Annotated in this window: 18 protein-coding genes; 11 read left to right on the plus strand and 7 right to left on the minus strand. The window is 70.7% G+C overall.

Features of this window, described 5'->3' with window-relative positions:
• Positions 1 to 76 precede the first annotated feature (76 nt).
• From WMF22_RS25560 to WMF22_RS25575, 4 genes are all read left to right on the plus strand, one after another.
• On the plus strand, positions 77 to 679 hold the full coding sequence (locus WMF22_RS25560; RefSeq protein WP_438031477.1) for a hypothetical protein: 603 nt from the start codon (positions 77 to 79) through the stop codon (positions 677 to 679).
• A gap of 193 nt (positions 680 to 872) precedes the next feature.
• Positions 873 to 2,231, plus strand: a complete 1,359-nt coding sequence (locus WMF22_RS25565; protein WP_438031478.1) for an AAA family ATPase — start codon at positions 873 to 875, stop codon at positions 2,229 to 2,231.
• A complete protein-coding gene (locus tag WMF22_RS25570; protein WP_438031479.1) occupies positions 2,228 to 3,481 on the plus strand; it encodes a vWA domain-containing protein in 1,254 nt (417 codons plus the stop codon). Before WMF22_RS25565 ends, WMF22_RS25570 begins: the two co-directional genes overlap by 4 nt.
• A 7-nt stretch (positions 3,482 to 3,488) precedes the next feature.
• Positions 3,489 to 4,457 carry a DUF6602 domain-containing protein gene (locus tag WMF22_RS25575; RefSeq protein WP_437292620.1) on the plus strand — a complete coding sequence of 323 codons (969 nt, stop codon included), beginning with the start codon at positions 3,489 to 3,491 and terminating at the stop codon, positions 4,455 to 4,457.
• A gap of 43 nt (positions 4,458 to 4,500) precedes the next feature.
• Here the strand turns inward: WMF22_RS25575 and WMF22_RS25580 are convergent, their stop codons facing one another.
• From WMF22_RS25580 to WMF22_RS25590, 3 genes are all read right to left on the minus strand, one after another.
• Positions 4,501 to 7,281: a YncE family protein gene (locus tag WMF22_RS25580; RefSeq protein ID WP_438031480.1), complete on the minus strand. Its 2,781-nt coding sequence runs from the start codon at positions 7,279 to 7,281 to the stop codon at positions 4,501 to 4,503.
• A 422-nt stretch (positions 7,282 to 7,703) separates the two neighbouring features.
• Positions 7,704 to 9,245: an NCS1 family nucleobase:cation symporter-1 gene (locus WMF22_RS25585; protein WP_438031481.1), complete on the minus strand. Its 1,542-nt coding sequence runs from the start codon at positions 9,243 to 9,245 to the stop codon at positions 7,704 to 7,706.
• 80 nt (positions 9,246 to 9,325) lie between these two features.
• Positions 9,326 to 10,252, minus strand: coding sequence for a PAS domain S-box protein (locus WMF22_RS25590; RefSeq protein WP_438031482.1), 927 nt, complete (start codon positions 10,250 to 10,252; stop codon positions 9,326 to 9,328).
• A 664-nt stretch (positions 10,253 to 10,916) separates the two neighbouring features.
• On the opposite strand from WMF22_RS25590, the gene WMF22_RS25595 reads away from it, so the two are divergent.
• Positions 10,917 to 11,639, plus strand: coding sequence for a hypothetical protein (locus WMF22_RS25595; RefSeq protein ID WP_438031483.1), 723 nt, complete (start codon positions 10,917 to 10,919; stop codon positions 11,637 to 11,639).
• A complete protein-coding gene (locus WMF22_RS25600; protein WP_438031484.1) occupies positions 11,636 to 11,962 on the plus strand; it encodes a hypothetical protein in 327 nt (108 codons plus the stop codon). The genes WMF22_RS25595 and WMF22_RS25600 overlap by 4 nt, the downstream gene beginning before the upstream one ends.
• A gap of 503 nt (positions 11,963 to 12,465) precedes the next feature.
• Here the strand turns inward: WMF22_RS25600 and WMF22_RS25605 are convergent.
• The gene (locus WMF22_RS25605; RefSeq protein WP_437292626.1) at positions 12,466 to 12,948 is read right to left on the minus strand and encodes a hypothetical protein; all 483 of its coding nucleotides are present in this window, start codon (positions 12,946 to 12,948) and stop codon (positions 12,466 to 12,468) included.
• Between the two features lie 161 nt (positions 12,949 to 13,109).
• Between WMF22_RS25605 and WMF22_RS25610 the strand changes: the two genes are divergently transcribed.
• The 4 genes from WMF22_RS25610 (at position 13,110) to WMF22_RS25625 (ending at position 18,043) form a co-directional block, all read left to right on the plus strand.
• Positions 13,110 to 13,901 carry a hypothetical protein gene (locus WMF22_RS25610; protein WP_438031485.1) on the plus strand — a complete coding sequence of 264 codons (792 nt, stop codon included), beginning with the start codon at positions 13,110 to 13,112 and terminating at the stop codon, positions 13,899 to 13,901.
• Between the two features lie 753 nt (positions 13,902 to 14,654).
• Positions 14,655 to 15,155 (plus strand): hypothetical protein, encoded by a 501-nt coding sequence (locus WMF22_RS25615; protein ID WP_438031486.1) that lies wholly within the window; start codon positions 14,655 to 14,657, stop codon positions 15,153 to 15,155.
• Positions 15,065 to 16,621, plus strand: coding sequence for a tetratricopeptide repeat protein (locus WMF22_RS25620; RefSeq protein WP_438031487.1), 1,557 nt, complete (start codon positions 15,065 to 15,067; stop codon positions 16,619 to 16,621). The genes WMF22_RS25615 and WMF22_RS25620 overlap by 91 nt, the downstream gene beginning before the upstream one ends.
• A 465-nt stretch (positions 16,622 to 17,086) precedes the next feature.
• On the plus strand, positions 17,087 to 18,043 hold the full coding sequence (locus tag WMF22_RS25625) for a hypothetical protein (protein ID WP_438031488.1): 957 nt from the start codon (positions 17,087 to 17,089) through the stop codon (positions 18,041 to 18,043).
• 55 nt (positions 18,044 to 18,098) lie between these two features.
• Here WMF22_RS25625 and WMF22_RS25630 read toward each other — a convergent pair whose 3' ends face one another.
• Positions 18,099 to 19,082, minus strand: a complete 984-nt coding sequence (locus WMF22_RS25630) for an aldo/keto reductase (RefSeq protein WP_438031489.1) — start codon at positions 19,080 to 19,082, stop codon at positions 18,099 to 18,101.
• Positions 19,083 to 19,234: 152 nt separating this feature from the next.
• Complete coding sequence (locus tag WMF22_RS25635; protein ID WP_438031490.1) at positions 19,235 to 21,109, minus strand: N,N-dimethylformamidase beta subunit family domain-containing protein; 1,875 nt, start codon at positions 21,107 to 21,109, stop codon at positions 19,235 to 19,237.
• A gap of 844 nt (positions 21,110 to 21,953) precedes the next feature.
• On the opposite strand from WMF22_RS25635, the gene WMF22_RS25640 reads away from it, so the two are divergent.
• Complete coding sequence (locus WMF22_RS25640; protein WP_438031491.1) at positions 21,954 to 24,266, plus strand: hypothetical protein; 2,313 nt, start codon at positions 21,954 to 21,956, stop codon at positions 24,264 to 24,266.
• A 212-nt stretch (positions 24,267 to 24,478) separates the two neighbouring features.
• Here WMF22_RS25640 and WMF22_RS25645 read toward each other — a convergent pair whose 3' ends face one another.
• Positions 24,479 to 24,901, minus strand: a complete 423-nt coding sequence (locus WMF22_RS25645) for an ADP-ribosylation/crystallin J1 (RefSeq protein WP_438031492.1) — start codon at positions 24,899 to 24,901, stop codon at positions 24,479 to 24,481.
• Positions 24,902 to 24,943: the final 42 nt, after the last annotated feature.

The following is a 24,943-nucleotide window of genomic DNA, read 5'->3' on the forward strand; positions in this document are numbered from 1 at the left end:
GTCCGGCGTCGCCGGCATCACGTTGCACGTGGCCGATCGGGCACACCCGATCGGGCGGCGAGGTGTTGCGATGCGGATGAACCTTCTTTCCGGGCGCGGTCACTGGCTACTCGCGCTCGCGCTGTCGCTCGCCGCGGCGTGCGGGACGGCGCCGGGCGCGGAATCCCCGGCGCGCGAGGACATCTTCCGCGCCGCGGGGCCGAACGAGTTCATCCTGCTGACCGCCCGGGGCGAGCTCGTCAGCGCCGACATCGAGCCGGGGCGCGTCGTCGGGCCGGACGTGAACCTCGGCGTGTACGCCGCCGACAGAGGGCGAGACGGGCAGACAGTCCGGGGCGTGGCGTTCAACCGGACCGTGAACGTCACGGCGACGGACCAGCGCGCGGCCGGCATCGTCGGCGCCATGCCGCTGGAGCTCTCGGTGACCCGGGCAGAGGCAGGGCTCCGCGCGCAGGGCCTCCTGGCCGGCGCCCTCTCCGACTACCGGCTGGACGAGCGGCAGCTCACGGGCACGATCGGGCGCTGCAGCTACGAGCTCACGCGGACGGGGCGCACCTACGAGGGGTCGCGTCGCTGCGAAGGCCAGCCTCATCACGCGACCGTGCTCCTGCCCCGCGGGCTGTCCTCGTGGAGCGACGCCGCGCTGGCGGCCGCCCTCGGGCTGCTCCTTGGCGCCTGAGCGCCCAGTCGCCCCGCGCCCGCACCGTCGCGTGGGCGGTGGTGAATGACAGGTCGCGCAGCGGCTGCTAGAGCTCGGGGCGGCCCGGCAAGAAAGACGAAGCGCGCCGGAAGCCCGTCGGGTACGGAAGGGCTGGGCCCCGGGCCTCGGCGGTCCTTTCTTCGCGCCCTCGCGCGGCACCCCCTCTTTCTCCGTGACGAAGCCCAGATCCGATGGCAACGCGCCGGGCCGGCCGGCCCCGGCGACTTCACCGAACCTCCTCGAAGGACGCTCCGCGCCCATCCCGGTCGGGCCGCGCCTCGAGGCTGTGCTCGAGCTCGCCTACCGCGCGCGCCGCGCGGTGCTGCTCGAGGGACCCACGGGGATCGGCAAGAGCGAGCTCGTCCGGCAGCTCGCCGAGCGGCTCGGCATCGCCACCGTCGTGCTCGATCTGAGCCTGCTCGAGCCGCCCGACCTCGTGGGCCTGCCGGTCATCCGGGACGGCCGGACCAGCTACGCGGCGCCGTCGGTGCTGCCCCAGGACGGCGCCGGCATCCTGATGCTCGAGGAGCTCAACCGGGCGGAGCGGTACATCCAGCAGCCGGCGCTCCAGCTGCTCAGCGCCCGGCGGCTGCACGAGTACGAGCTGCCCGCGGGCTGGGTGTGCTTCGCCGCCGTCAACCCCGAGTCGGCCGATTACCAGGTGACCCCCCTCGATCGCGCGCTCCGCGCGCGGTTCCTCCACCTGAACGTCCGCGCGGACCGGGCGTCGTGGCTCGCCTGGGCGCAGGTGAACGGGCTCCACCCGGGCGTGATCGCCCTCGCGCAGGGGCACGAGCGCATCCTGGACGACGTGCCCCCGCGCACCTGGACCTATGCGTCGCACGTGCTGAGCGCGCTCCGCCCCGAGGAGCTCGCGGACGGCGTGCTCCTGCGCGACACCCTGGGCGGGTACCTGCCCCCGAGCTGGGTCGAGCTCCTGCTCGCGTCGAAGGACACCTGGTCGACGCGGTTGCCGTTCGATCTGCGCGCGCTGCTCGCCGATTACGGGCCGAGCTCGCCGGCGGGCAAGGTGCTGCGCGGGGCGCGCGAGCGCGGGGAGACCGACCGGTTCGACGAGGTGACGACGCGGCTCGCGCCGCTGCTCGAGGGGCCGGAGGTCGGCGTGCTCGCGGCGCAGCGCAAGCTGTCGCTGGGGGCGTTCGAGGCGCTGCTCGCCGACCTGCCGGGCGACCACCGCGAGCGGCTCCAGGACGCGCTCGGCGGCAACGCGACGGCCACGCAGCTCATCGACGTCCGCCCCGAGGAGCTGCTCCAGAACTACGCCGGCAGCGCCGCCGAGCAGAAGGTGCTGGCGTGGCGCGCCGATCCGCTGCGGCAGCACCGCGTGGGGCTCGTCGTGACCGCGCTGTCGGCGCACCTCGCGCAGCAGGCGAAGCTCGTCGACGTGCGGCGGAGCAACGTCGCGCGCGTGTGCCTGGGCCAGCTGCTCGCGCAGCTGCCGGAGCGCTGGGCCCTCCGGCTCGCGGGGACGCTGAAGAAGCACGGCGTCACGCCGGTCCGGCCGCAATGAGCGAGACAGCGGGGCGCGGCGAGGTGCGCGAGGTGCGCGAGGTGCCAGAGGACGCGCTCGCCGCGTGGCTCGACGCCTTCGTGCGCGATCCCGGCTTCCTGGAGAAGTACCCCTGCTACGCGGCGATCCTCGCGCGGCTCGCGCCGGTCGCGGACCCCTCGGTCAAGCGCATGGCCGTCTCGCTGTTCGACGGCCGCTTCTTCCTCCACGTCAACGTGGAGTCGTTCATGAACGAGCCCGTGTTCCTGCGGGGCGTGCTCCTCCACGAGGTGCACCACGTCGCGCTCGGGCACCTGTGCCACCCCAAGTTCGCGGGCGCGGACGAGCCGGAGCTCATGGACCTCGCCCTGGAGATGTCGGCCAACGAGTACATCGAGGAGCCGCTGCCCGATCCGATCCGCTGGCAGCCCTACGCCCCGATCGGCCTGCGCGGCGGCCAGAGCACGCTCGAGCGCTACGAGCTGCTCGTGAGCGCGGCGCGCGAGGGCAAGCTCCCGCAGCGCGGCGGCGAGGCCGTCGACGATCACCGCGTGCTCCGGCGCCCCTCGCGGGAGCCGGGCGCTGTGGAGCAGACGCGGCAGCTCCTGCTGCGCGCCGCCGAGGAGGCGGACGCGCTCGCGGACGACGGCGATCCGGCGGACGTGCCCGGCCTCTTGCTCGCGGGCAAGACGCCGGGGCGGCTCATCGAGGAGCTGACGGACGCGCTGGGCCCGCCCGCGCACCCGCTCGACTGGAAGACCGCGCTCAGGATGTTCGTGGCGAGGGAGCGCGCGCCGGTGCACACCTACGCGCGCCCGAACCGGCGCTTCCCGGGCCGCGTCGGCGAGGTCCCGGGCAGGACGTACGCGCCCCGCGCGATCACGAAGCCGTCGGTGCTCGTCGCGATCGACACGTCGATGAGCATGCGGCGCGAGGAGCTCTCGGAGATCGCCCGGCAGCTGCAGGTGATGAGCGAGTCGGCGCGCATCACCGTGGTCGAGTGCGACGTGGAGATCGGCCGCGTGTACGCGTTCGATGGGCGGCTCGACGAGGTCGGCGGCCGCGGCGGGACCGATCTGCGGCCGGTGTTCGCCCCGGAGTTCCTGGCGGCGCGGAAGGTCTCCGGCGTGATCTATTTCACGGACGGCGCGGGGCCCACGCCCCCGGCGCCGCCGCCGCTGCCGGTGCTCTGGATCCTGACGAAGCCGCTCGATTTCACGTGCCCGTGGGGAGACAGGGCGTGGCTCGCGAGGAAGCCTCGGCGGTGGTGACGTGACGATGGCAGGCAAGCGCGCGAAGACGACCACGCGGCCAGGGATCGCCGCGTCGAAGCGCGGCGGCGGGGCCCCGCCGCGCGGCGGGTTCTACGACGGCTGGTCCGAGGAGATCGTCGAGCACCTGGAAGACGAGTTCCGGAAGCTCCGCGCCCTCGCGACCCTCGAGCTCGGTCCCGAGCTGGAGATCGCGATGTGCCATGCGCTCCGGAAGTTCCTCCCCGAGCGCGCCGGCGTCTGCCGCGGCTGGGTGGTGGATGTCACGGGGGACAAGCAGGGCGAGGACATCATCATCTACGACGCCGCCCGCTTCCCGACGCTGCGCGGGCTGGGCGGCGACCTCGCGATCCGGGAGCGCGTGCCAGCCGAGGCCGTCCTGGCGTACATCGAGGTCAAGCACACGCTGTATGCGCAGGCGAAGGTGCCCGCGAAGAGCCAGGGGCAGTCCGTCGTGAAGGCGTGTCGCCAGGTGGCGGCGGTGAAGCGGCTGACGCGCGCCCCCGTGCCGCTGGAGATGATCGCGCCGAGGATCTGGCTGGAGGACGGGGCCATCCAGCGGGACAGGGGCTTTCCGGCGATCCGCAACCCCTGGTACGCGGCCATCTGGGCGCTGAACCTCCGCGTCGACAAGGCCCTGGAGGGAAACCCGGCGGAGGCGGTGAAGCGGCGCGTGGCCGCCGCCCGGCGGGCCGGCACCCGCGTCGAGCACCTGCCCGACGTGATCGCCGCGGGCCCGGTCCTGATGACGCCCGCGATCGCCGCCGCGGGGGCCCTGGAGCCGCGGCCGTTCACCACGCCCGACACGGAGCTCATCTTCATGAACGGGATGAAGGCCCTGGGAGCCGCCATGGAGCACCTCACCTGGGCGATCGACGACATCCTCCTCGGGGAGATCCCCTGGAGGCGCATGCTCGCCCATCAGCTCCAGCGAGCGGAGGATGAGGCAGGGAGCGTCCGACTCACCATCACCTGATCTGGCCGGCCCTCCGGCGCCGGTGACGCGAGCGCCGGCGGGCTCAGGGCACGCTCGCCGGATCGGCCGGGTCGGTCCCCGCGTCCGCCTCGTCGCCGTCGAGCGCCCCATCGCTGTCGCGGTCGAGCGCCATCCGCACCCCCGATCCCGGCGGCGCGCACGTGAAGGTCAGCGCCTTGTTCGGCCCCGCGATCGCGCGCAGCGCCGCCGCGCTGATCGCCGCGCTCGCCGCCCTGTCCCGCAGGAATGTGCCGGCGCCCTGTTGATAGAGGAAGCCCTCCTCATTCCCGTGCCTGCGGACCTTCGCGACCAGATCGCACTCCCCCGCGCCGGCGCGCGCGATCAGGAGATCCACCCGCAGCTCGGCGGCCGTGTCGCCCGCGCCGGCGAGCGTCGCTTGCTGGCCCACGATGGGCGCCAGGTTGCTGTCGAAGGCGTGCAGGAAGTCGGTCACCTGCCCGCGCAGCACGTCGCCCGCCGCGCCCGGCGGGAAGCCGGCGATCCCAGGCGCCTCGTTGAAGCCGTTCTGATCGTGGAAGCGGAAGATCGTATCCATCGTCCCGTCGTGGCCAAAGCCGAACCCGCGGATCTGATCGCCCTGGAACTCGAAGTTCCGGTTGTTGAAGCGCGGGTTCTGCACCATGCCGAACATACCCACCTTCTGATAGACGTTGCGGAGCTGGGCGACCTTGAAGCTCTGGAAGATGAAGTCGAACGTGTAACGCCCGTCGGTCCCGAAGAAGCCGGGGAACGCGACCCCGTGCTCGGCGTTGGCCGCTGGATCGAGCACGTGGCACGAGGCGCACGCGCCTCCCTCGCTGGCCGGCAGGGTGAAGAAGGCCTTGCCCGCCGCCTGATCGGCCGTGAGCGAGTTGTCCAGCTGACGGATGGGGTTGGGCGGATACATCATCTGCATGGTGAAGTCGGTGAACGCCTGCATGTCCGCCGCGGGGATGGGCGCGTTCCGCCCGAGCAGGCCGACGAAGGCGACGCTGAATTTCTTGAACGCGGCGTCCTCGTCGAAGGTGCCGCTGTCCGGCTGCGCGCTCGGCGCGTCGTTCCCGCCGGTGCGGTCTCCGCGCCAGTGCATCGGCCCGTGGTTGGCGAGCCCGCGCAGGCTCTGCGTCGTCATCGGCCCCTTGAGCGCGGCGAACTCGCGGGGCGCGCCGAAGATGGCCGGATCGAGCACGAACGGGCCTGGCATCGGCGTGTTCACCGCGTCGGGGTCGCCGAGGTCCCACGCCAGGCTGTCGAGATCGCCGAAGACATGGCAGCTCGCGCACGCCGAGTCGCCGTGGCTCGACGTGAACGACGCGTCGTAGAGGAAGCGGCGGCCGCGGACCACGCTCTCCGGCTCGGGGCTGTACATGGGCACGTGCGCGATCTCGGCCCTGGCGCCGACGTCGATGATCGAGATGGAGTTGTCGAAGCGCGTGAGGGCGTAGAGCTGCCCGCGCGCCTCGTCCAGCACCACGCCGGTCGGCCCGCCGCCGGAGACCGGGATCTGGCGCGCGAGCCTCGGCACGAAGGTGTCCGCCTCGAGCGCCGCGGTGTTGAAGACGCCGATCTTGTCCGAGCCGAGCGCGGCGACGTAGAGCTTCTTCCCGTTGCTGGAGACGGCCATGCCCGTGGGCAGCGCGAGGCTCTTGCGGTTCTCGGCGTTCGGGACCGGCGCGCAGCACGTGTTGTAGTCGATGTGTTTGTTCAGGTGCCGCGGGGCGACGCCGCCCGTCGCGGGATCGATCACCGTGATGTTGTTGTGGTTGAACCGGCCGCGCACGGTGTGGCCGGCGAAGACGCCGGGGCCCTCGAAGCGGTTCTCGTTGAACGCCTCCGTGTTGGCCACGTAGACGCGCCCGCTCACCGGGTTGACGGCCATGTTGTAGAGGACCGTGCCGACCCCCCGGAACACGCCCCCGGGCCCCTCGACGGGCGCGGGCGGGCTGGCCAGGGCGTCGATGACGAAGACGTCCTTGTCGGGCAACGAGAGGTTCACCTTGTCGTCCCAGGATCGATTCAGCTCGTCCACCCAGTGCGTGCCGTTGAATTTGACGATGAGGGGCGCCGAGGGCTGCGCGACCCCGGCGGCGTTGGTCGTCGGCGGGGGCAGGCCGAGGCCCAGGTTCACCACGTTGGTCTCGATCACCGTGGTGCGGTTTCCTGAGTGGAAGGCCGCCGCATAGACGCGTGAGCCGTCGGGCGTGGCGGCGAGCGCGCGCGGCGTGTCGCTGAAGAGGGTGATGATGTTGAGCGGCGCGGGGCTCGGGCTCGCCGCCGAGAAGACCCAGACGTCGGCGCGGCCCACGCCCGGCGTGGTGAGCGCCGGATCCACAGGGCTGTTCTGGCCGCGGTGCGCCGTCGTGATGAAGGCGCGGCTCTTGCCGGCGCCGGCAAAGACGATATCGCGAGGCTCGTCGCCCACGAGGAGGGTGCGCGCGACGCGGGGCCTCCTCGGCCTCGAGACGTCGACCACGCTCACACTGTCGGAGAGGTGGTTGACGACCCAGACCTCGTCGTCGGTGCGGGCCGCGACGGCGACCGGCTCCAGGCCCACGGAGACGGAGCCGCGGTGCTCGAGCGTGCCGCTCCTGACCTTGAAGATCTCGAGCCGGTTGTCAGGCGTGTTGACGGCGAAGAGCATCGACCCGTCGGGCGAGAGGGCGAGAGGGCGGACCTGGCCGCTCTCGAAGAGGGAGTAAGGCCGGGCGGCGGCGACCGTGATCGGGGCGCCCGCGACGGCCGGGGTTTCGTCGACAGGCGTGCCGTGTTCAGCGCATGCGGCCAGGGCGAGAGCCGGGAGCGACCACAGGACGATCTTGTTCATGGGCACCTCGAAGGCGGGAGAAGAGCGACATTTCATGATCCATCGAAAGGCACCCACGGAGCAAGAGACAGACGGATGGAATCAACCCACGTTGTTTGGCAAGACACTTTTAAAGCGCGGAGCGCCTCGGCGGCAGGAGCGCTCCACAAGACACCACAGGTCTCCCACGGTGGGGCCCCGACCCACAACAACGTTGTTGCCATTGGCGAGCCTCGTCGTTGATCACGAGATGAATGCCCGCGTACAAAAAAAATGAGCGACCCATCGGGGCGGCGCGCCGGCGAGGCGCCGGCGGCGCTCCCGAGGCAGGGGGGGCCGCGGGGGCGCGCGCCGCGGGGGAGGTGCGGCGTTCGCGGCCGGCGGCGCTGATGCCGAGTTGGACGGGCGGTGGGGTCGCGCGCCTCGGCGCGAGGCGATGAGGGTCAGGCCGCGGCGAGCTTGGCCGGGCGGCGAATCAGCGAGAGGGCGACGTAGACGACGAACGAGATGGCGAAGCCCGTGAACCAGGCGTAGCTGTAGAGATCCATCCATGCCTTGGAGACCGTCGCGACCTGGATGGTGCCGAGGAAGCCAGGCAAGTTGGGCACGACGCCGGCGACGAGGGCGACGATCGCGATGGGGTTCCACCCGCCCGCGTACCAGTAGATCCCTTCCCGCTTGTAGAGCTGGGTGACATCGAGGTTGGTCCTGCGGACGACGTAGTACTCCGCGATCAGGATCGCGCCGAGGGGGCCGAGCAGCGCGGAGTAGCCGACGAGCCAGGTGAAGATGTACCCCGTCGGGTCGCTGACGAGCCGCCACGGCTGCATCAGGATCCCGATGATCCCGGTGATGAGGCCGCCGGTGCGGAAGGAGATCCGCGACGGCCAGAGGTTCGAGAAATCGTTGGCCGGGCTCACGACGTTCGCGGCGATGTTGGTCGCCAGGTTGGCGATGCAGAGGGCCGCGAGCGAGATGATCAGGACGACCGGGTTCTCGAAGCGGGTGATGACGACGACCGGATCCCAGAGCGTCTCGCCGTAGATGACGACCGTGGCGGAGGTGACGGCGACGCCGATGAACGAGAAGAACGCCATCGTGGGCGGCAGGCCGATCGCCTGCCCGATGACCTGATCGCGCTGCGAATGCGCGTAGCGCGTGAAGTCCGGGATGTTGAGGGCCAGGGTCGCCCAGAAGCCGACCATCGCCGTGAGCGCGGGGAAGAAGAAGACCCAGAACTGGCCCTCCTTGGGCTGCCCCACCCCGAAGGACGAGGGCTTCTCGAGCATCGGGCCGAACCCGCCGGCGCGGCTGTAGGCCCAGAGGAGCAGCGCCAGGCCGAGGCCGATCAGGAGAGGCGCCTTGATGTTCAGCAGGATCCGGATCGACTCGATGCCCATGCGAATGATCCAGATGTTGACGCCCCAGAAGAGCAGGAAGCAGGCGAGCTGCGCGAGGTTGATGCCCAGCGGCGTCGGGGGCATCTGCTCTATCGACGGGGCGAAGACCGCCACGATCTTGTAGATGGCCCACCCGCCGAGCCACGTCCCGATCCCGAACCAGCCGCAGGCCACGAGGGCGCGCAGCACCGCGGGCACGTTCGCCCCCCGGACGCCGAAGGCGCTCCGGCAGTAGACGGGGAACGGGATGCCGTACTTCGTGCCCGCGTGCGCGTTGAGGATCATGGGCATGAGCACGATGACGTTGCCGAGGAGGATCGTGAGGACGGCCTGCCCCCAGCTCATCCCCTCGGCGATCAGGCCCGAGGCGAGCATGTACGTCGGGGTGCAGGCGCACATGGAGACCCACAGCGCGGCGATGTCCTTCATCCCCCATTTGCGCTGGTCCAGGCGCACGGGCGCGATATCCTCGTTGATGTAGCGCGAGTCGATGTCCCCTCCTGTCTGCTGAAAGCCCTCGCTGGCCTTCGCGCCGTGAGCAGCCGAATGCACGTCGGGTTGAGCAGTCGTTTGCGTGTGCGCCATCGTCGATGAGGCTACACGATCGCACGTGAGACGGGATAGTGGACAGGCGCGCCCTCTCCGGCGCACGCCGAGGCTCGGCGCTAGCTGCCCAGGCGGGCCGGAGGCGGAGAGGCGGTGAGCCCGCGCCGCAGGGCGAACGCGATACCCTCTTTCAGGGTCCGGAGCGTCACGATGCCGCCCACACCGACGCCCTGCGCGACCAGCGTCTGCGCGATCCGCGGCTGGATGCCGGTGAGCACCACCTGGGAGCCGAGGAGGTTCACCGCCTTGGCCAGCCGGATGAGCGAGTCGGCTACCTGCGAGTCGATGACCCCCACGCCGGTGATGTCGAGGACCACCGTCCTGGCGCTGTGCGTGACGACCCCGTTGAGCACCGTCTCGAGCGTCGAGGCGGCGCGGTCGCTGTCGAGGAAGCCGATCAGCGGCACCGCGATGACCTGATCCGCCACCGGCATGAGCGGGGTCGACAGCTCGCGGACCATCTGCTCGAGCCGCTTGGTCTTGTCCGCCACGCGCAGCTCGAGCTCGCCGTTGAGGCGCCTCACCTCGTCCTCGGCGTGCCGGCGCTCGGTGACGTCGACGCCGATCGCCTGGAACTCGGCGAGCGGCCCCCCCTCGCCGAGCGGGGCGCGGTTGGTCCAGTGCAACCAGCGGACCGCGCCGTTCGGGAGGATGACGCGGTGCTCTGTGTGGACGATCGGGTTCTCGGGGCCGAGCTTCGCGAACTGCCGGGCGAGGTACGGCCCCTCCTCCTCGGGGACCATCGGCATGAAGCGGTGGCCGACCAGCTCCTCCCGCGTCTTCTCGAAGTACCGGCAGTAGATGTCGTTGACGAAGGTCAGCGTGCCATCCATCCGAAAGCGGCAAATGAGCTCGGTCTGGTCCTCGACGATGCCCCGGTAGCGCGCCTCGCTCTCCCGCAGCGCGGTCTCCACGCGCTGCTTCTCGGCGAGCTCCCGCTCGAGCTCGGCGTTGCGCCAGCGGAGCACCTCCAATTCCGCTCGCATCGCAGCGAGAACATCCGCTTCGCCGTTATTCATGATCCGGTGATTCCTTGGCGCGCCGTGTGGACAGTTACGTCCGTCCTAGCTATCTTATCAAAGGACGACCCCGCCGGGTGAACTTCGAGCACGAGGAAGGCACGCGCAGCGCCTCCGACAGCGCATGTCCTCCTGTCCCGTCGACGCACCCTGACGCAGCGGATCCGCTGCCTGCTCCACGCATCTCGCGGTGGGTTCCGTGTGCGAGCGTACGCTTCAGGGCGCGACGACTCCACGGGCCCGGATGAGCCGTCGCCCCGCCGCAAGACAGGCACCCAGGGCCGCGCGGGAAGCGCCGTGAACGTCATGGCTCGATGCGTGGCGCTCACCGGCGGACCGAACACCGCGCTGACAGGCGCACAGCGCGCCTCGACGGACATGGCGACTCCGCGGCGACCCGACGAGAACCCACCGGAAGGCCACATCGCGCCCGCGGGCCCCGACCCCACCGCGGGAGCGAACGTAGATGGCGCGCGCGTCGCTCCCCGAGGGAAGCACCCACCGCCAACAAACCACAAAGACATACATCAACCTACAAAAATCACAAAATGTCTTCGTGAACTGATAATTTTTTCTCCGTCGATACAATGGTCACGTGTATCACATGCCTGTGTCAGCACGTGCTGCGCGGGTGAAGGGCAGTGCCGGAGGTGGGCCGGAGCCGGCGTCGAGGAAGCGCGGGCGCGGCGTCACGCTCGACTCGCTGGAGGCGGTGCTCCGCGCCAGCGCCTCGCCGCGGGAGTGGGGCAGGTTCGTCGAGGCCACGGGCATGTCGGCGATCCCGGGTGCGGGGAAGAGCGGGACGAAGGTCGACTACTCCGCTTATTTCTACGCGCTCCCGACGGGGACGACCGCGGAGGTGGAGCCCCTGTACCTCTACGGAGATCTCCGTCCGGTCCCCGGGGAGGAGACGAGCGCCCACCTCAAGCTGCGCTGGGAGATGATGCCGGAGGGGTCCATCCCGCAGCGGATCAAGGGCTCCAGCCGCGCCGTCGGAGGGTGGCCGAAGGTGCTTCACCGCATCGCGACAGGCTGGCCAGGGGGCCAGGCGGCGAGCGTCGATGTGACGGCGACCTTCGTGATCGATGAAGGGGCCTACAGGCCGATCCCGGCGCTCAGGCTCAAGTCGAGGCCGTCGATCGCGCGCTCGCACCGGCTGACCCAGACGGCCGTCGCGTGGTCCGTCGATCCGCCGAGCGGACCGGTGGCGCGGCTGTCCGTCGCGCTCCTCCGCGCGACGGAGCTCGTCCTCGTGGCCTCGGGGCGACACGCGCTGACGCTGGGCCCGGACATGGCAGCAGAGCTGGAAGGTGCGGTATGGGAAGGCGCCCGCAGGTTCCTCAAGGCGACGTGACCGCGCCCGGGCGCCGGCGCTCGCCGCGCGCGTCCGCGAGGCTCTGGTCGGGGGGCGAGGTGACGCAGCCGCCCTCCACCGCGAAGGAGCCGGAGACGATGCGGGTGTCGCGCACCACGGTCTACGAGCTCGGAGGCCCCGAGACACCGCCGACGCTCGCCGCGCACGAGGAGCGCCTCCGCAGCCTGGAGCGGCAGGTCACGCAGCTCGGGATCCAGGTGGAGGAGGGCGTCGGCCGCCTCGCGCGGCAGATCAAGCACCTGCGCCGCGACGTCGACGGGCTCGCCCGCGAGCCGGCGCGGGGCGCTCGTCGGCCTGGTTGACGGGTACGGCAGGAGCGGCAGGAAGGCGCGCGCCGAACGGCTCACCGAGGTAGGGGTCCGCGAGCCAGGGCCGAGCCGACCGCCGGCCCTTCCAGGCAGGCTGGGGCGACGCGATCTGGGCGAGCTCGGCGAGCGAGGCGCTCGCTGCCGGGAGCGCTCGCGCCGCTCCGTCCACCGCCGCTCCGTCCACCGCTGCCCGGCCGCGCGACGGGACCGGAAGCGCCCGGGCGTCACCTGGGGCGCGCGGGATGAGCCGATCACCCGACGCGCCTTCACCGCGTTGCGACACGAGGTCTCCCCTGTGGAGTCGACTCGCCATGAGCCGACAGTCAGGCCGTGCGCGACGGACTAGAGCCGCCGGGGCGGTGACGCAAGGTCAATAACGCCGAGCTGCGCGCGCAGAACGGCAGCCGGAGCATTACGCCGAGGCGTCGTAATTTCTCATCCGACGAGTGGATTCAGCGCATTGCCGGAGCCGGTTCGATTTTCTCAGCCAAAGAGACTCACTGCGCCCGCCGGAGCGTGGCGACGCCCTTCCAGGGCGGCGTCTGCGCATGAACGACGAGCTCTCCCTGGGCCGAGAACTCGCACAGCGCCTCGTAGGCGACCCCCGCCTCGTCGTAGGAGACCAGCTTGAACCGATCCCACGCGGGATCGCGGATCTCGTAGGCGCGGTCCACGTGGAGGCCGGGCGAGTCGGCGAGGATGCGCTTTCCGTCGAAGCGGACGACCAGGTGCGCGTACTGGAACTCGAGCATCGACGCGAGCATCGGCTCGAGCGGGACCTCGGGCTCGAACCGGACGAGCCGGAAGCTGCCGCGCAGGCGCGCGTCGATCGACGCGAGCTCGGCGCCCGCTTCGGGCCCCCTGGCGGCGCTCGAGCCGCAGCCGGCGGCCAGCGCGACCAGGAGCGCGGCGCAGGCGGCGAGGAGGAAGCGCGAAGCGCGGGATGGACGCGGGGAGAGGCGGCTCGCCGAGGGCGACATGGGGCGGAGCTTAGGGCGAGCGGACGGACAGCGCAAAGCGGCGCAGGAGCGCGCGGCCGGGGGCGCGCCGCAGGCGAGAGCGCGAAACCTCTTCCTGCCGCGCCCGCTTCCGCTCACGCTTCCACCTCGAGCGCCGCGGTCGCGCGCGCGGGAGGGGGAGCATGACAGACGTCCTGAGAGGCACCGATTTCGTCGCAGGCCTTCCAGAGCACGCGTGCGCCGCGCGCGAGGAGGCCATCCTCGAAGCGGTGCAGGCCGGCCACGTGGCGCCGATCTCGTGGGTCCCTGTGTACAGCCAGCGCGACGAGCGCCGCGCGACGTTCCTCGTGAGCGCCGACGCGCTCCGCATCGGCGACGCGGAGGACTCCGTCCGCGTCAACGCCTCGGCCCGGACGGCCCAGCGAATCGCGGATCTGCTCAAGTGCGCGATGCTGACGACGCGCCTCTGCGACCTCGTGTGGGAGCAGGCCACCGTGCGGATCCCGCCGTGCATCGGCGCCCCGGACGCCTCGATGGCGAACACCTCGCGCATGCTGGAGCACCACCGCCGCCTCGAGGAGCGGGTCTCGGGGAGGACCGGGCTCATCGAGAACGTGGGCAAGCACTGGGTACTGACCAACCGCCTCGCGGACCGCCCCGACCGGGCCGCCAACTACGGCTGGTTCGACCCGGGCGCGGCCCACAGGCACGGCCAGCACACCCTGTGGCAACCTCTCGGGCTCGCGCACGATCCGGATCACGTGGACTACTCGCAGGTCGTCCGCCTCGTGCGGCGACGCTGCACGGTCGACGGCGCGGAGCGCGATCTCCACGAGGTGATGACCGACCCGGCGCTCGCCGGTCTGGTCTCGTCCGAGGGCCCCCTGCGCGTCCTCCGGCTGCCCGGGGTGCCCGAAGAGGCGAGGCTCGCGGCGTGCCTGCGGGAGCGCGCGGAAGTCGCTGCATCGAAGTAGCCGCGAGCAGGACAGCAGGCGTTCCGGTTCCCCGCGCGGCCAGGTGGCCTCGGCGATCTCGTCGTGCGCGTGAGCGCCCGGATCGACGCTGCGGACGCCGCTCGCTCGATCGCTGGCATCGCGAAGCGCCCGTCCAGCGTCTCTGCCTCCAGCGGCGGCGATGACGGGCCCAGCTGCCCCGGCGACGGCACGCAGTGCAGCTTCCGCGGCGGCGCCGACCCGCCCGGCAATGTCGGGCTCGCCGTCTCCCTCTTCGGCCTCACCCTCGTCGCGCGACGCCGCGGCGCCGGGGAGCGCGCAGGCCAAAGGCGAGACCGCCGGAGCTCCCCGCGCCTCTGCCTGGGACGCCTTGACGGGCGACCTCCCGCGGCCTCCTTGGCGCCCGCGTGCGCTCCGCGGTACCGTGCCGCGCGATGACGGTCCCGCGTGAAGATCTGAAGCGCTTCTACGCCGCCTGCGATCCGAACAAGTCCCTCTCGGGGACGGACGAGCGGTACGTCCCCCTCGACCGGGCCCGTGGCAGCATCGGGCCGAGCTGCGTGGACCTCCTGGAGCAGACGGTCCTCATCGCCGAGGAGTCGTGTCAGCTCTTCACCGGGTTCCCCGGGACGGGGAAGACCACCGAGCTCCGCCGGCTCCAGCAGCGCCTCGACGAGGCGAAGGACCTGCCCACCCACGTCGTCTACGTCGATCTCGAAGAGTACATCGACATCTCTCGGAGCGACCTACGACGGCGAGCCGCTCGTCCTGCCCATGGTGAAGGTCGCGATGCCCGGGGGAGAGGAGCCGGTGCGGGAAGGCATCGCGTGCTTGACGGAGGTCATCGGCAAGCGGCTCGATCTCGAGAGCATCTTCGGCGCCGAGCCGTCGCGCGCGCTCGACCCCATCCTCCTCGCGACGGGCGGTTATCCGCGGGATCTCCTGCGCGTCGTGCGCAATCTGCTCACCTCGGGCGGCGGCTTTCCGGTGACGCCCGAGCAGGTCGAGCGGCAGATCGACCGGCTCGCGCAGGACTACGCGATGGCGCTCTACGGGGACGAGATCGACGTGCTCGTCGAGGTCGCGAAGACGAACGCGGTCCCGCTGGACAACGACGGAGAGGTGGCGCGGTTCATCCGCCTGCTCGATCGCTGGCTCGTGCTGGCCTACAGGAACGGGAAGGAATGGTACGACCTGCATCCGATGGCGCGCCGGGATCCGAGGGTCCGAGCGCGCCTGGCGAAGCCGAGCTCGATCGCGCCGAGCGGGGGCTGAGCCCGACCGCGGAGGCGCCGCCGTTCGCGCGGCCCTACCTCGGGCACTTCGCGGAGCTGCGCGCGGCGCTCGCGCTGCACGAGGGCTTCGTGCTCGCGCCGGTAGAGGTGCCTTCGATGGACGTCGGCCGCGAGCTCGCGGCGTCGTTCGAGCGGGCGGGCACGAAGGTAGCGCGCGTTGTGGTGACGCCGGGGCAGGGCGTCGAATTCGCGGCGACCTTGCTGGCCGTGCCGGCGAGCGACGTGGACATGGTGATCGTGCTCGGACCGCGGGACGTGACGGACGACGTTCGCGAGGGCCTGAACCGGCTCAATTTGCAGCGCGACACGCTGGCGAAGCGGCTCGGGAAGACGCTGGTCTGGTGTGGGCTCCGGACGTTCCTGAACGCGACGTGGGAGGAGGCGCCGGATCTCTGGTCGATCCGCGATCTGACGTTCCGGATCCCGCTGCTCGGCGTGCACGACATGCAGCGAGCGTCCTCGACGATGATGCCGGGGAGCTCCGAGGCCGATCGCGACGAGACGCCGCGCCTGATCGAGGCGGCGCGGAAGGTCGGGGATGACAGGAACCTGGGGCGGCTGCTGCTGCGGCATGCGCAGGAGCTCCTCTCTCAGGGAGAGCCACGGAGCGCCGAAGCGCGTCTTGCCGAGGGGGCCGCGATCCTGAGAGGCCTCCCGTCGTTGCACGGCACGTACGAGGAGGCGCTCTGCGAGGAGCTGCGGGGGGACGTCGATGTGTGGCTGCATAGCCCCCGCGAAGGCGTGGCCGCCTATGGTCGCGCGCTGGCGATGTACCAGGCACTCGAACGAGCCTCGGATTGCGGACGCATCTTCGTGAAGCGCGCACTGGCGTCGGACGATGTGGAGACGAGCCTTCAGGATCTGGAGCAAGCGCTCGTTTCGTTCGACCAGACAGGATACCGCCTCGGACAGGCAAACGTCCTGAAAGCACGCGGCGACCTCCGACGAAGAAAGGACGACCTCGACAGCGCTCTCCTCGACTACGAGCGCGCTCTCGAGCTCTACCTCCTCGTCGACTCCCGCCTCGGACAGGCAAACGTCCTTCAAGCACGCGGCGACCTCCGACGAAGAAAGGACGACCTCGACGGCGCTCTCCTCGACTACGAGCGCGCTCTGGAGCTCTACCTCCTCGTCGACTCCCGCCTCGGGCAGGCAAACGTCCTTCAAGCACGCGGCGACGTGGAGATCGCCCGCGAGAACCCCGCAGCCGCCCTGCCCCACTACGAGGCCGCGCTGGCGCTGTACGAGGCCATCGACGATGCCCTCGTTCTCTCCAATGGCCTCGCTAACCTCGCCGGCACCCACGCGCTCCTCGGTCAAGCCACTGAAGCCCGTGTCGCCGCCGCGCGCGCCATCCCTTTCGCCAAGCGTGCCCAGAACCGCCACGCGCTCGATCTCGCCACCGCCGTCCTCTCCGCCCTGCCCTCCCCACCCGACGCCCCGTGACGACCGCCTCGCCCCTGCCCGCCCCACCTCTTGGGCGAAGACCTGCACGCTCCCGGCGGTGGTGGGGTACTTACCCCCCGCTGCCAGAATGATGGAACCGCCAAGCCGCCACAAGACGCCAAGATTCTTGTGTTTTTCTTGGCGTCTTGTGGCGCGCTTGGCGGTTCAAAAGACCCCACTTTCGGTCCAATGACCCCGCCGCCCGAAGCGGAGCGCGATCTGCACGGGCTGGCACCCTGTGCAACGCGCCCTCGTGCCACGCGGATGTCCCCGCCGCTGTGCCCCGCGCGCTTGGCCATTCCTGCGCAACGCCGCCCCGATTGCGCGAGTTCCTGCTCAAGTTGAGCAAACCAGCGCAGGCCTCCCCGCGCTCGCGCCGCGCGGCCTCGCGTCCCCGGAGCGCCTGGCCAGGTCGTGGGCCCTCGACGCGGGGCGTGGCACGGAGCGTGATTAAAGGATCGCTCCATGACCGATAGAACTCACAGGCTTCTCGCCAACACGCCTCGTCGAACGTACCGAGCCGCGCCCCTGCTCGCCGCGGCGTTCATGATGGGCTGCACCGCCGCGTCGACCGAGGTGGACGACGCCGCCCCTCTCGCCCAGCCCTCGGCTGACGGCGGGCTGCGCTTCGCGAGCGAGCACGACGCGCTCGGGTGGGTCGCCAGGCGGGCCGAAGAGCTCGAGATGGGCCCGGTGGCGGTCGAACGAGACGAGGGCGGCCGGCCCATCAAGGTGGCCGGCGTGTCGATCGGCTCGCCCGACGAGATCGCCGTGGCGAAGGCGAGCTTGATCGGCGAGCTGGGTGGTGAAGACCGTGCGGTCGAGATCGCGGGGGAGCGCTATCTCCTGGAAGACCATGAGTCCGGGCTGTTCGCCGCGGTCGCCCACTGCAACGGCGGCCTCTGCACGAACGACGAGTCGTTCAAGAACGACTACGTGTTGTACCGAGAGCTCGGCAGCCGAACCTCGGTGACGTCAGGGGGGTTCGAGACCCGGCGCCAGACGATCCAGGGCAGAGCAGAGTACGAGTGCGTCGACCTGCCGGGGCCCCTGCCCGTCAAATGCACCGGCTACTGCACGTATACGTCCGGCTGCCCTTCCGGCTTCACGGTGGAGAGCACCGCCGGCTACCCCACGTGCAGGACGACCTGCGTCGGCCAGGTGCGCAACGTGACGCTCTCGATCTCGATCGAGGGCTTCGAGTTCTACGAGTCGAGCGGCATCCTCGTCCCCTCCATCCCGGTGCGAAGCGGCACGACCAACGACTCGAGCCTCGAGGTCAAATACTGGGAGTACGGCATCGGCATCGACTCCGTGATCTCGGACGCCAATGGGCTGTGCGGCTCACACTCGACGTCCGGCCCGGACGGGTTCGTCGTCGCCAAGAGCCACTGGGGCAGCGTGCCCACCGCGTGCCAGTAGCCCTCCCTCGGCGCTCGCAGCCGCGGGCCGAGCCGCGCTCTTCAGGCTGCCTCGGTCACCGGTTCACGAACTGCATGCCGGGCTCCGGATAGCGGAGGCCGACGGCCGCGCCCTTCGGCGCCACCGCGTCGAGGCGCCGCAGATCGCTTTCGGTCAGCTCGATCGCCGCCGCGGCGACGTTCTCCTCGAGGTAGCTGCGGCGCTTCGTGCCGGGGATCGGGACGATGAAGTCCCCTTGCGCGAGCACCCACGCGAGCGCGAGCTGCGACGCCTTCACGCCCTTCTCCCGCGCGACGCCCTCGACCTTCGCGACGAGATCGAGGTTCCGCTGGAAGTTCTCGCCCTGGAATCGCGGCGAGATGCGGCGGTAGTCGTCCGGCGCGAGATCCTCGAAGCGCCGGATCTGCCCCGTGAGGAAGCCGCGGCCGAGGGGGCTGTACGCGAGGAAGCCGATGCCCAGCTCGCGGCACGTGGCGAGCACGTCGTCCTCGGGATCACGCGTCCAGAGCGAGTACTCCGTCTGCACCGACGCGAGCGGGTGCACGGCGTGGGCGCGCCGGAGCGTCGACGAGCTCGCCTCCGAGAGGCCGATCGCGCGCACCTTGCCGGCCTTCACGAGGTCCGCCATCGCGCCGACGCTGTCCTCGATGGGCGTCCTCGGATCCACGCGGTGCAGCTGGTAGAGATCGATCACATCGACGCGCAGGCGCCGCAGGCTCGCGTCGCACGCCGAGCGGATGTACTCCGGCGCGCCGTTGATGCCGCGGACCGTGACGTCGTTCGGGTCGCGGACGATGCCGCACTTGGTCGCGAGCACGACGCGATCGCGCCGGCCCGCGATGGCCCGGCCGACGAGCTCCTCGTTCGTGAAGGGACCATACATGTCCGCGGTGTCGAGCAGCGTGACGCCGAGCTCGATGGCGCGGTGGATCGTGGCGATCGACTCGGCCTCATCGCGCTCGCCGTAGAAATCGCTCATGCCCATGCAGCCGAGGCCGAGGGCGGAGACCTGGAGAGTTCCGAGCTTGCGTGTGTGCATGGTTGGGCTCCTTGGCGCCGCGGAGAGGCGGCGGCGGACGCCACCGTAAGAGGTAGCGGGCGGCCGGAGTCAAGAGGCAGCCGGCGCGGCGGCGCGGCGACGAACCGCCGTGGCGGTCTTCCGCCTATCCGGGGCAAGTTCCCGCTGCAGCCTTAGAAACCGTCCCTCGCCAGCAGCGCGCCCGTGCCCGTCGCTGCGAAGAGCCGCCCCTGCGCGCCCGCGAGCGCGCGCACGTCCTTCGCCTCTCCGATCGAGACCCATGGGCTCTCGTGGCGCACCGGCGCCCGCCATGAGAGGCGCCCCTCCCCCGTGACCGAGTACACCTTCCCGTTGATCGCCGCCATGGCGACAACACCCTCCGCGCGCCCGATGGGCTTCCAGGGGACGTCGCCGCCCCGCGTGGGGCGCGTGAGCAAGAGGCCGCCGCTCGTCGCGGCGAACAGATCGAAATGGGTCGTGGCCATCGCCACGATACCGGGCCCAGCGCCGACCGGCCGCCAGACGACCTCCTCGCGCAGGGGGTCGCGGAAGAAGAGGCGCCCGTCGGCGGTCACAAGGAAGATCCCGATCGGCTGCTCCGCCTCGGCCTCGACCGGGCACGCCATGGCGACGACGCCGCGGGCCACCCCCGCGGACCTCCAGGGGAGGTTCTGGCTCGACGGCTCCCGCCACAGCAGCGCGCCGTCCTCGGTGGCCGCGAAGAGGAGGCCCTCGGCGCCCGTCATCGCCGCGATGCGCGGCGCGCTGCCCACCCGCTGCCAGCCGTGCTCGGGGTACCGGCGCGAGAGCTTCTCGAGCACATTGCGCGTGATGCGCTCGATCTCCGGAGCGGTCCCCCTGTCGAACGGGGCCGCCCAGTCGACGCTCGCGGCCGTGAACACCGTGCCTCCGCGGCGGTAGATGCCCATGGTCGCGAGCCCGCCTTGCCCCTGCGCCCGCCATTGCCGGAGATCGGCGACGGCCAGCACCACGAACGTCGGCGGCGTGCCGCCCTGCCCGGTCGCGCGCGCGATCCCGTCGACATCGACGAGTTCGGCCGCGTCGGTCTCGTAGCCGACCGAGCCTCTCCCGAAGGCATCTCCGAGCGCGAGCCCCGTGCCGTCGAAGACCCAGTGCTCGGGGAAATTCACCCGGTAGACCGCCTCCTTCTGCGCCTCCGGGTCGAGCCAGTTGCCGGCGCCGACCCGGTAGCCCACGCCCGTCATGTGGTTCTCCGGGCGATCCACGGGGGCGCTGGCCCATTGCACGGTCACACGATCGTTGTCGATCCCCGCCAGCGGATCCTCGACGGCGTCGCGGTAGCAGACCATCGTGCGGCCCTGGTCCTCGATGCGGACCTGCCAGTAGCACGTGTTGCCGCTCAGGAACGCCACGTTGCCGCCCGAGCGCACGAACGCCTCGACCGCATCGCGCATCTCTCTGGACCAGTACTCGTCGTGGCCCGTGCTGACGAGGAGCTGAACACCTCGCAAGAGGTCGGGCTCCGCGTGCAGGTCCATGCTGGAGCAATAGTCGACCGCGATCTGCTCCCTCTCCAGCCAGCGCACGAGCGGCAGCGCGCTCTTCGCTTCCGTGCCGCCGGGGCGCTCGAAGGACACCCTCCTGGAGCGGTCCGGCGAGGCCCATGGATAGAGCCGGTTGCCACCCCAGCCATTGTAGGCCTGGTCCGTGAAGAACGGGATGCAGACGAGGATGCTCGCGCCAGGGGCGCGGGCTCTCACCACGAAGCGCAGCGACGCCTCCTCGCCATCCGCGTTCTTCAGGGTGGCCAGATAGACGCCGCTCGGCCAATCGGGAGGGATGAGCCATTCATGGGCGCGGGGCCAGCCGCAGCCCACCGCGTAGGCGTCCGGCGGCGTCGCGTGGGCGCCTGCGGAGAACCGGACAGAAGCGCCGAGCGACGCGCGCGCCCCGATCCGCTCGATGGCCATCTGCACCGCGGGATCTGCCGCGGTGTTGCTCACGTGAAACCCGAGCGCCTCTCCCTGCATGACCGATTTGCGCGCGGTATACGCGTCGATAGCCATGAGCCTCCTGCCCTTCCGCTCCCCCCGGGAGCAACGGGCGGGCCGCGGTCGGGCGTGCGGGGGGGTGACGGCCACGCCCGGAATCACCGCGCCAGGAATCACGGCCGTTCCGTGGAACGGAGTCCAAGCATTTCGGAAACGTCAAGCCCCGATCGCGGAACCTCCCCCGCCACCCGCTCCGCCGCGCTCGCGGGCGACAGACCACGCTCGGACCACCGGGCGGAGGGTGCCGACACCTTCCCGGCAGAGATGAAGCTCTGGCCGGAAGCTGTCGACACCCTCCCGGCAGAGATGAAACTCTGGCCGGAAGCTGTCGACACCCTCCCGGCAGAGATGAAACTCTGGCCGGAAGCTGTCGACACCCTCCCGGCAGAGATGAAACTCTGGCCGGAGGCTTCAGACAGCCGTCACACTGCACAATTCACATGAGGGTGTAATCGTCGTAGCTCGCGCGCTCAGGAGGGCGGAGGCCCATCCATCAGCGGTAGCACCTCGCAGTGACCATCACAGCATCAAGCATCGCATCGTCCCTTGGGTGCTCGCCCGGCACGCCGGGCGCTCCTCCATCACAGACCGCGCGACCTGCTCTGACTCAGTCGACGCGCACGTGCGTGCGCGACGGCGCCGCCCAGGAAGCCCGTCAGCAGGATCGCGCCGAGCGGAGCGCTTGACTTGCGAAGCACACCGCCAGAGGCTCTGCGCCATGAGGGGCAGGAGCAGGGCAGCAGCAGCGGCGGTCTGGCTCTGGGCCGTTGCCACGGTTGCGCCTGGCGGCTGCGCGCAGAATATCCGCGTGGAGCCGGGCGACGGTGGGCAGAGCCCAGGGACGGGTGGCGCAGGGGGCATGTCGGAGCCAGGACCGGCGACGGTGCACCCCGAGCGGCTGGTGCAGGGCTCGGCCGACAAGATCGACCTCCTCCTGGCGATCGACAACTCGAGCTCGATGGCCGACAAGCAGGACGTCCTCGCCATCGCGATCCCCGACCTCGTCCACGGTCTCGTCAACCCGCGCTGCATCCACGAGGCCGGCGCGATGCCCCCGACCACGGTCGCCTCGCCCATCACGCCCTGTCCGCAGGACTACAAGCGTGAGTTCGCGCCGATCAAGGACCTTCACATCGGCATCATCAGCTCGAGCCTCGGCGGCCACGGGTCGGGCGCCTGCCCGGGGACGACGAGCGCCTCGAACGTGGACATGGCGCACCTCCTCGCGCGCAGCGACGAGAACTCCACCACAAACGACCTCCCGACCTACCTCGACCGGGGCTTCCTGGCCTGGGATCCGGATCAGAAGCTCGACGGCGAGCCGGATACGCCGGATCCGCTCGACGGCGAGGCGGACATCGGCCCCAATGATTCGAACGCCGACCTCAACGACACGTCGCTGGTCGGGCAGCTCACCGCGATGGTCAGGGGCACGGGGCAGACCGGCTGCGGCTTCGAGGCGCAGCTCGAGAGCGTGTACCGCTTCCTCGTCGACCCGGAGCCCTACGCGACGATCAGCGTCGACCCGGCCACCGAGTACATCGTCGTCTCCGGCGAGGATGCCGTCGTCAAGAAGCAGCGCGCCGACTTCCTGCGGCCGAGCTCCCTCCTCGCGATCCTCATGCTCACCGACGAGAACGACTGCTCGATCCGCGAGGAGGGCATGGACTACCTCGTCGCGGAGACAGCGCCGGGCTTCCGGATGTGGCGGCCGCGCGCCGAGTGCGCCCAGGACCCGGGCAACACGTGCTGCAGGTCGTGCCGCCAGGATCAGACGGGCTGCACCGAGGACCCGGCGTGCACAGGCCCGGACGGCGACGCGGCCAGGCTGACCGCCGCGGAGGACCCGATCAACTCTCGCTGCTGGGACCAGAAGCGCCGGTTCGGCTTCAACTTCCTCTATCCGATCGACCGCTACAGGCGCGCCTTCACCGAGGCGGAGATCCCGAACCGCAGGGGCGAGCTGGTCCCGAACCCGATCTTCAGCGATCTGAACCCGGACGACCTCGACTACGGCATCCGCGATCCCGGGCTCGTCTTCTTCGCCGGCATCGTCGGCGTGCCATGGCAGGACATCGCGCGCCAGAACGCGCAAGGCCAGCCCGACCTGCTGAACGGCCTCAACCAGGAAGGCGAGCCGGTCGGCGGGCTCAAGAACGCCGACGAGCTCAGCGCTCCGGTGGGCGACCACGGCAGCACCTGGGAGCTCATCCTCGGCGATCCCGCGAAGTACCAGGCGCCGAAGGATCCCTTCATGGTCGAGTCGATGAAGCCTCGCTCGGGCGCGAACCCGATCACCGGCGACACGATCGTCCCGCCGGAGGAGACCGGCTGGAACGCCATCAACGGCCGCGAGTACACGATCCCGGCGGAGAGCACGGGGGACCTCCAGTACGCTTGCATCTTCGATCTCCCCAGGGACGCGGTGAAGCGCTGCGATGGGCAGGCTCAGAGCTGCGACTGCAGAGCGGTGGGGGGTCAGGCGACCGACAACCCGCTGTGCGAGCCGGAAGCGGGGAACGACCAGGAGGATCCGGGACCCAGGTCGACGACGCAGATCAAGGTGAAGGCCTACCCGAGCCTCCGCGAGCTCCAGCTCATCCGGGAGCTCGGCCCCCAGGGCATCGTCGGCTCGGTGTGCCCGCGCCAGCTCACGGACGCCAACGCGGCCGACTTCGGCTACCGGCCGGCGATCGGCGCTGTCATCGAGCGTCTGAAGACGGGGCTCGACAGCCGGTGCCTGCAGCGCACGCTGACGCCCGACGCTGGAGGGGAGGTCGCCTGTCTGATCCTCGAGGCGCGCAACTCCCAGGGCGCGTGCAGCTGCGCTGACATCCCGGCGCGCGCCGACGTCACGGAGGAGCACGCGGCGGCGAAGGAAGAGGTGCTCGCCGATCCGATCGCAGCGGCCGCCGGCTGGGATTGCGTGTGCGAGATCGAGCAGCTCGCAGGCGCAGAGGGCGAGGCGTGCAGGCACGACGCGAGCGACGATGTCGAGGCGGGCGGCGAGCCGGTACACGGGTGGTGCTACGTCGACCCGGCGAACGGCCGCGGCGACCCGGCCATCGTCGCCGACTGCCGGGCGGACGAGCGCCGCAAGATCCGGTTCGTCGGCGGAGGTGAAGAAGCCCAGCAGGGGGCCACGCTGTTCATCGCCTGCCCCGGCGAGTAGGCCGTCCGCGTCCACCGGGAACAGGACGCGGCTGGTCGTTCAAGCTACGTCTCGGGCCGCAAGGGCAGGCCCGAAGAGCGGGCGTCGTCCGCGTCGAACGCGGAGCCGAGCATCCGGGAACAGTGGCCGGTCAGCTCTGCCGGTGCTGCTCCAGGCGCAACTCGATCTCGCCGGGAGGGGGGCTGGCTGCGGGGGTGGAGAGATCCATGGCCTCACCTTCCCTTCGTGGGCGGGTTGCGGAGCCAACCGAGGGGGAGATGGGTCGCAGGATCGATGTCTCCCTGAAACTTCGGCCCGCAATAGACCTCGGTGACCTCGATGGTCCCGACGAGATGCCGGTTGAACTCCTCCAGCTCCTCGGCGGGCACCCAGAGCTCCTCGTGGGAGCGTCCGCCCGCGATCTGCACAGGATACCTGCGGGCGAAGTCGTCCTCGACCTCGAACCGCGTCACCCACCCCGCGAACCCGGAGGTCTCATCGGCGGTGTTCCAGTCGCGGGCGATCTTGCGCGCGTACTCCTCGGTCAGCACCGGATAGAAGATCGGCTGATGCGACAGGCGCGGCGGGAACGCGCGATAGCCGGCCTCCGCGATGAGCCGGAGCTCGGCGAGGCCCACGGGTCGGTACAAGATCATCGTCGTCTCCGCTTCCTTTATACCCCCGCTGGACGTGGATCT

The sequence above is a fragment of the Sorangium sp. So ce204 genome, assembly GCF_051526795.1.
GTDB classification, from domain to species: domain Bacteria; phylum Myxococcota_A; class Polyangia; order Polyangiales; family Polyangiaceae; genus Sorangium; species Sorangium cellulosum_B.

Coding starts and splice junctions, on each gene's coding strand:
- WMF22_RS25560 (WP_438031477.1), top strand. CDS start 77: ATGAACCTTCTTTCCGGGCGCGGTCACTGGCTACTCGCGCTCGCGCTG.
- WMF22_RS25570 (WP_438031479.1), top strand. CDS start 2,228: ATGAGCGAGACAGCGGGGCGCGGCGAGGTGCGCGAGGTGCGCGAGGTG.
- WMF22_RS25575 (WP_437292620.1), top strand. CDS start 3,489: ATGGCAGGCAAGCGCGCGAAGACGACCACGCGGCCAGGGATCGCCGCG.
- WMF22_RS25580 (WP_438031480.1), bottom strand. CDS start 7,281: ATGAACAAGATCGTCCTGTGGTCGCTCCCGGCTCTCGCCCTGGCCGCA.
- WMF22_RS25585 (WP_438031481.1), bottom strand. CDS start 9,245: ATGGCGCACACGCAAACGACTGCTCAACCCGACGTGCATTCGGCTGCT.
- WMF22_RS25590 (WP_438031482.1), bottom strand. CDS start 10,252: ATGCGAGCGGAATTGGAGGTGCTCCGCTGGCGCAACGCCGAGCTCGAG.
- WMF22_RS25605 (WP_437292626.1), bottom strand. CDS start 12,948: ATGTCGCCCTCGGCGAGCCGCCTCTCCCCGCGTCCATCCCGCGCTTCG.
- WMF22_RS25610 (WP_438031485.1), top strand. CDS start 13,110: ATGACAGACGTCCTGAGAGGCACCGATTTCGTCGCAGGCCTTCCAGAG.
- WMF22_RS25615 (WP_438031486.1), top strand. CDS start 14,655: ATGGTGAAGGTCGCGATGCCCGGGGGAGAGGAGCCGGTGCGGGAAGGC.
- WMF22_RS25620 (WP_438031487.1), top strand. CDS start 15,065: ATGGTACGACCTGCATCCGATGGCGCGCCGGGATCCGAGGGTCCGAGC.
- WMF22_RS25625 (WP_438031488.1), top strand. CDS start 17,087: ATGACCGATAGAACTCACAGGCTTCTCGCCAACACGCCTCGTCGAACG.
- WMF22_RS25630 (WP_438031489.1), bottom strand. CDS start 19,082: ATGCACACACGCAAGCTCGGAACTCTCCAGGTCTCCGCCCTCGGCCTC.
- WMF22_RS25635 (WP_438031490.1), bottom strand. CDS start 21,109: ATGGCTATCGACGCGTATACCGCGCGCAAATCGGTCATGCAGGGAGAG.
- WMF22_RS25640 (WP_438031491.1), top strand. CDS start 21,954: ATGTCGGAGCCAGGACCGGCGACGGTGCACCCCGAGCGGCTGGTGCAG.
- WMF22_RS25645 (WP_438031492.1), bottom strand. CDS start 24,901: ATGATCTTGTACCGACCCGTGGGCCTCGCCGAGCTCCGGCTCATCGCG.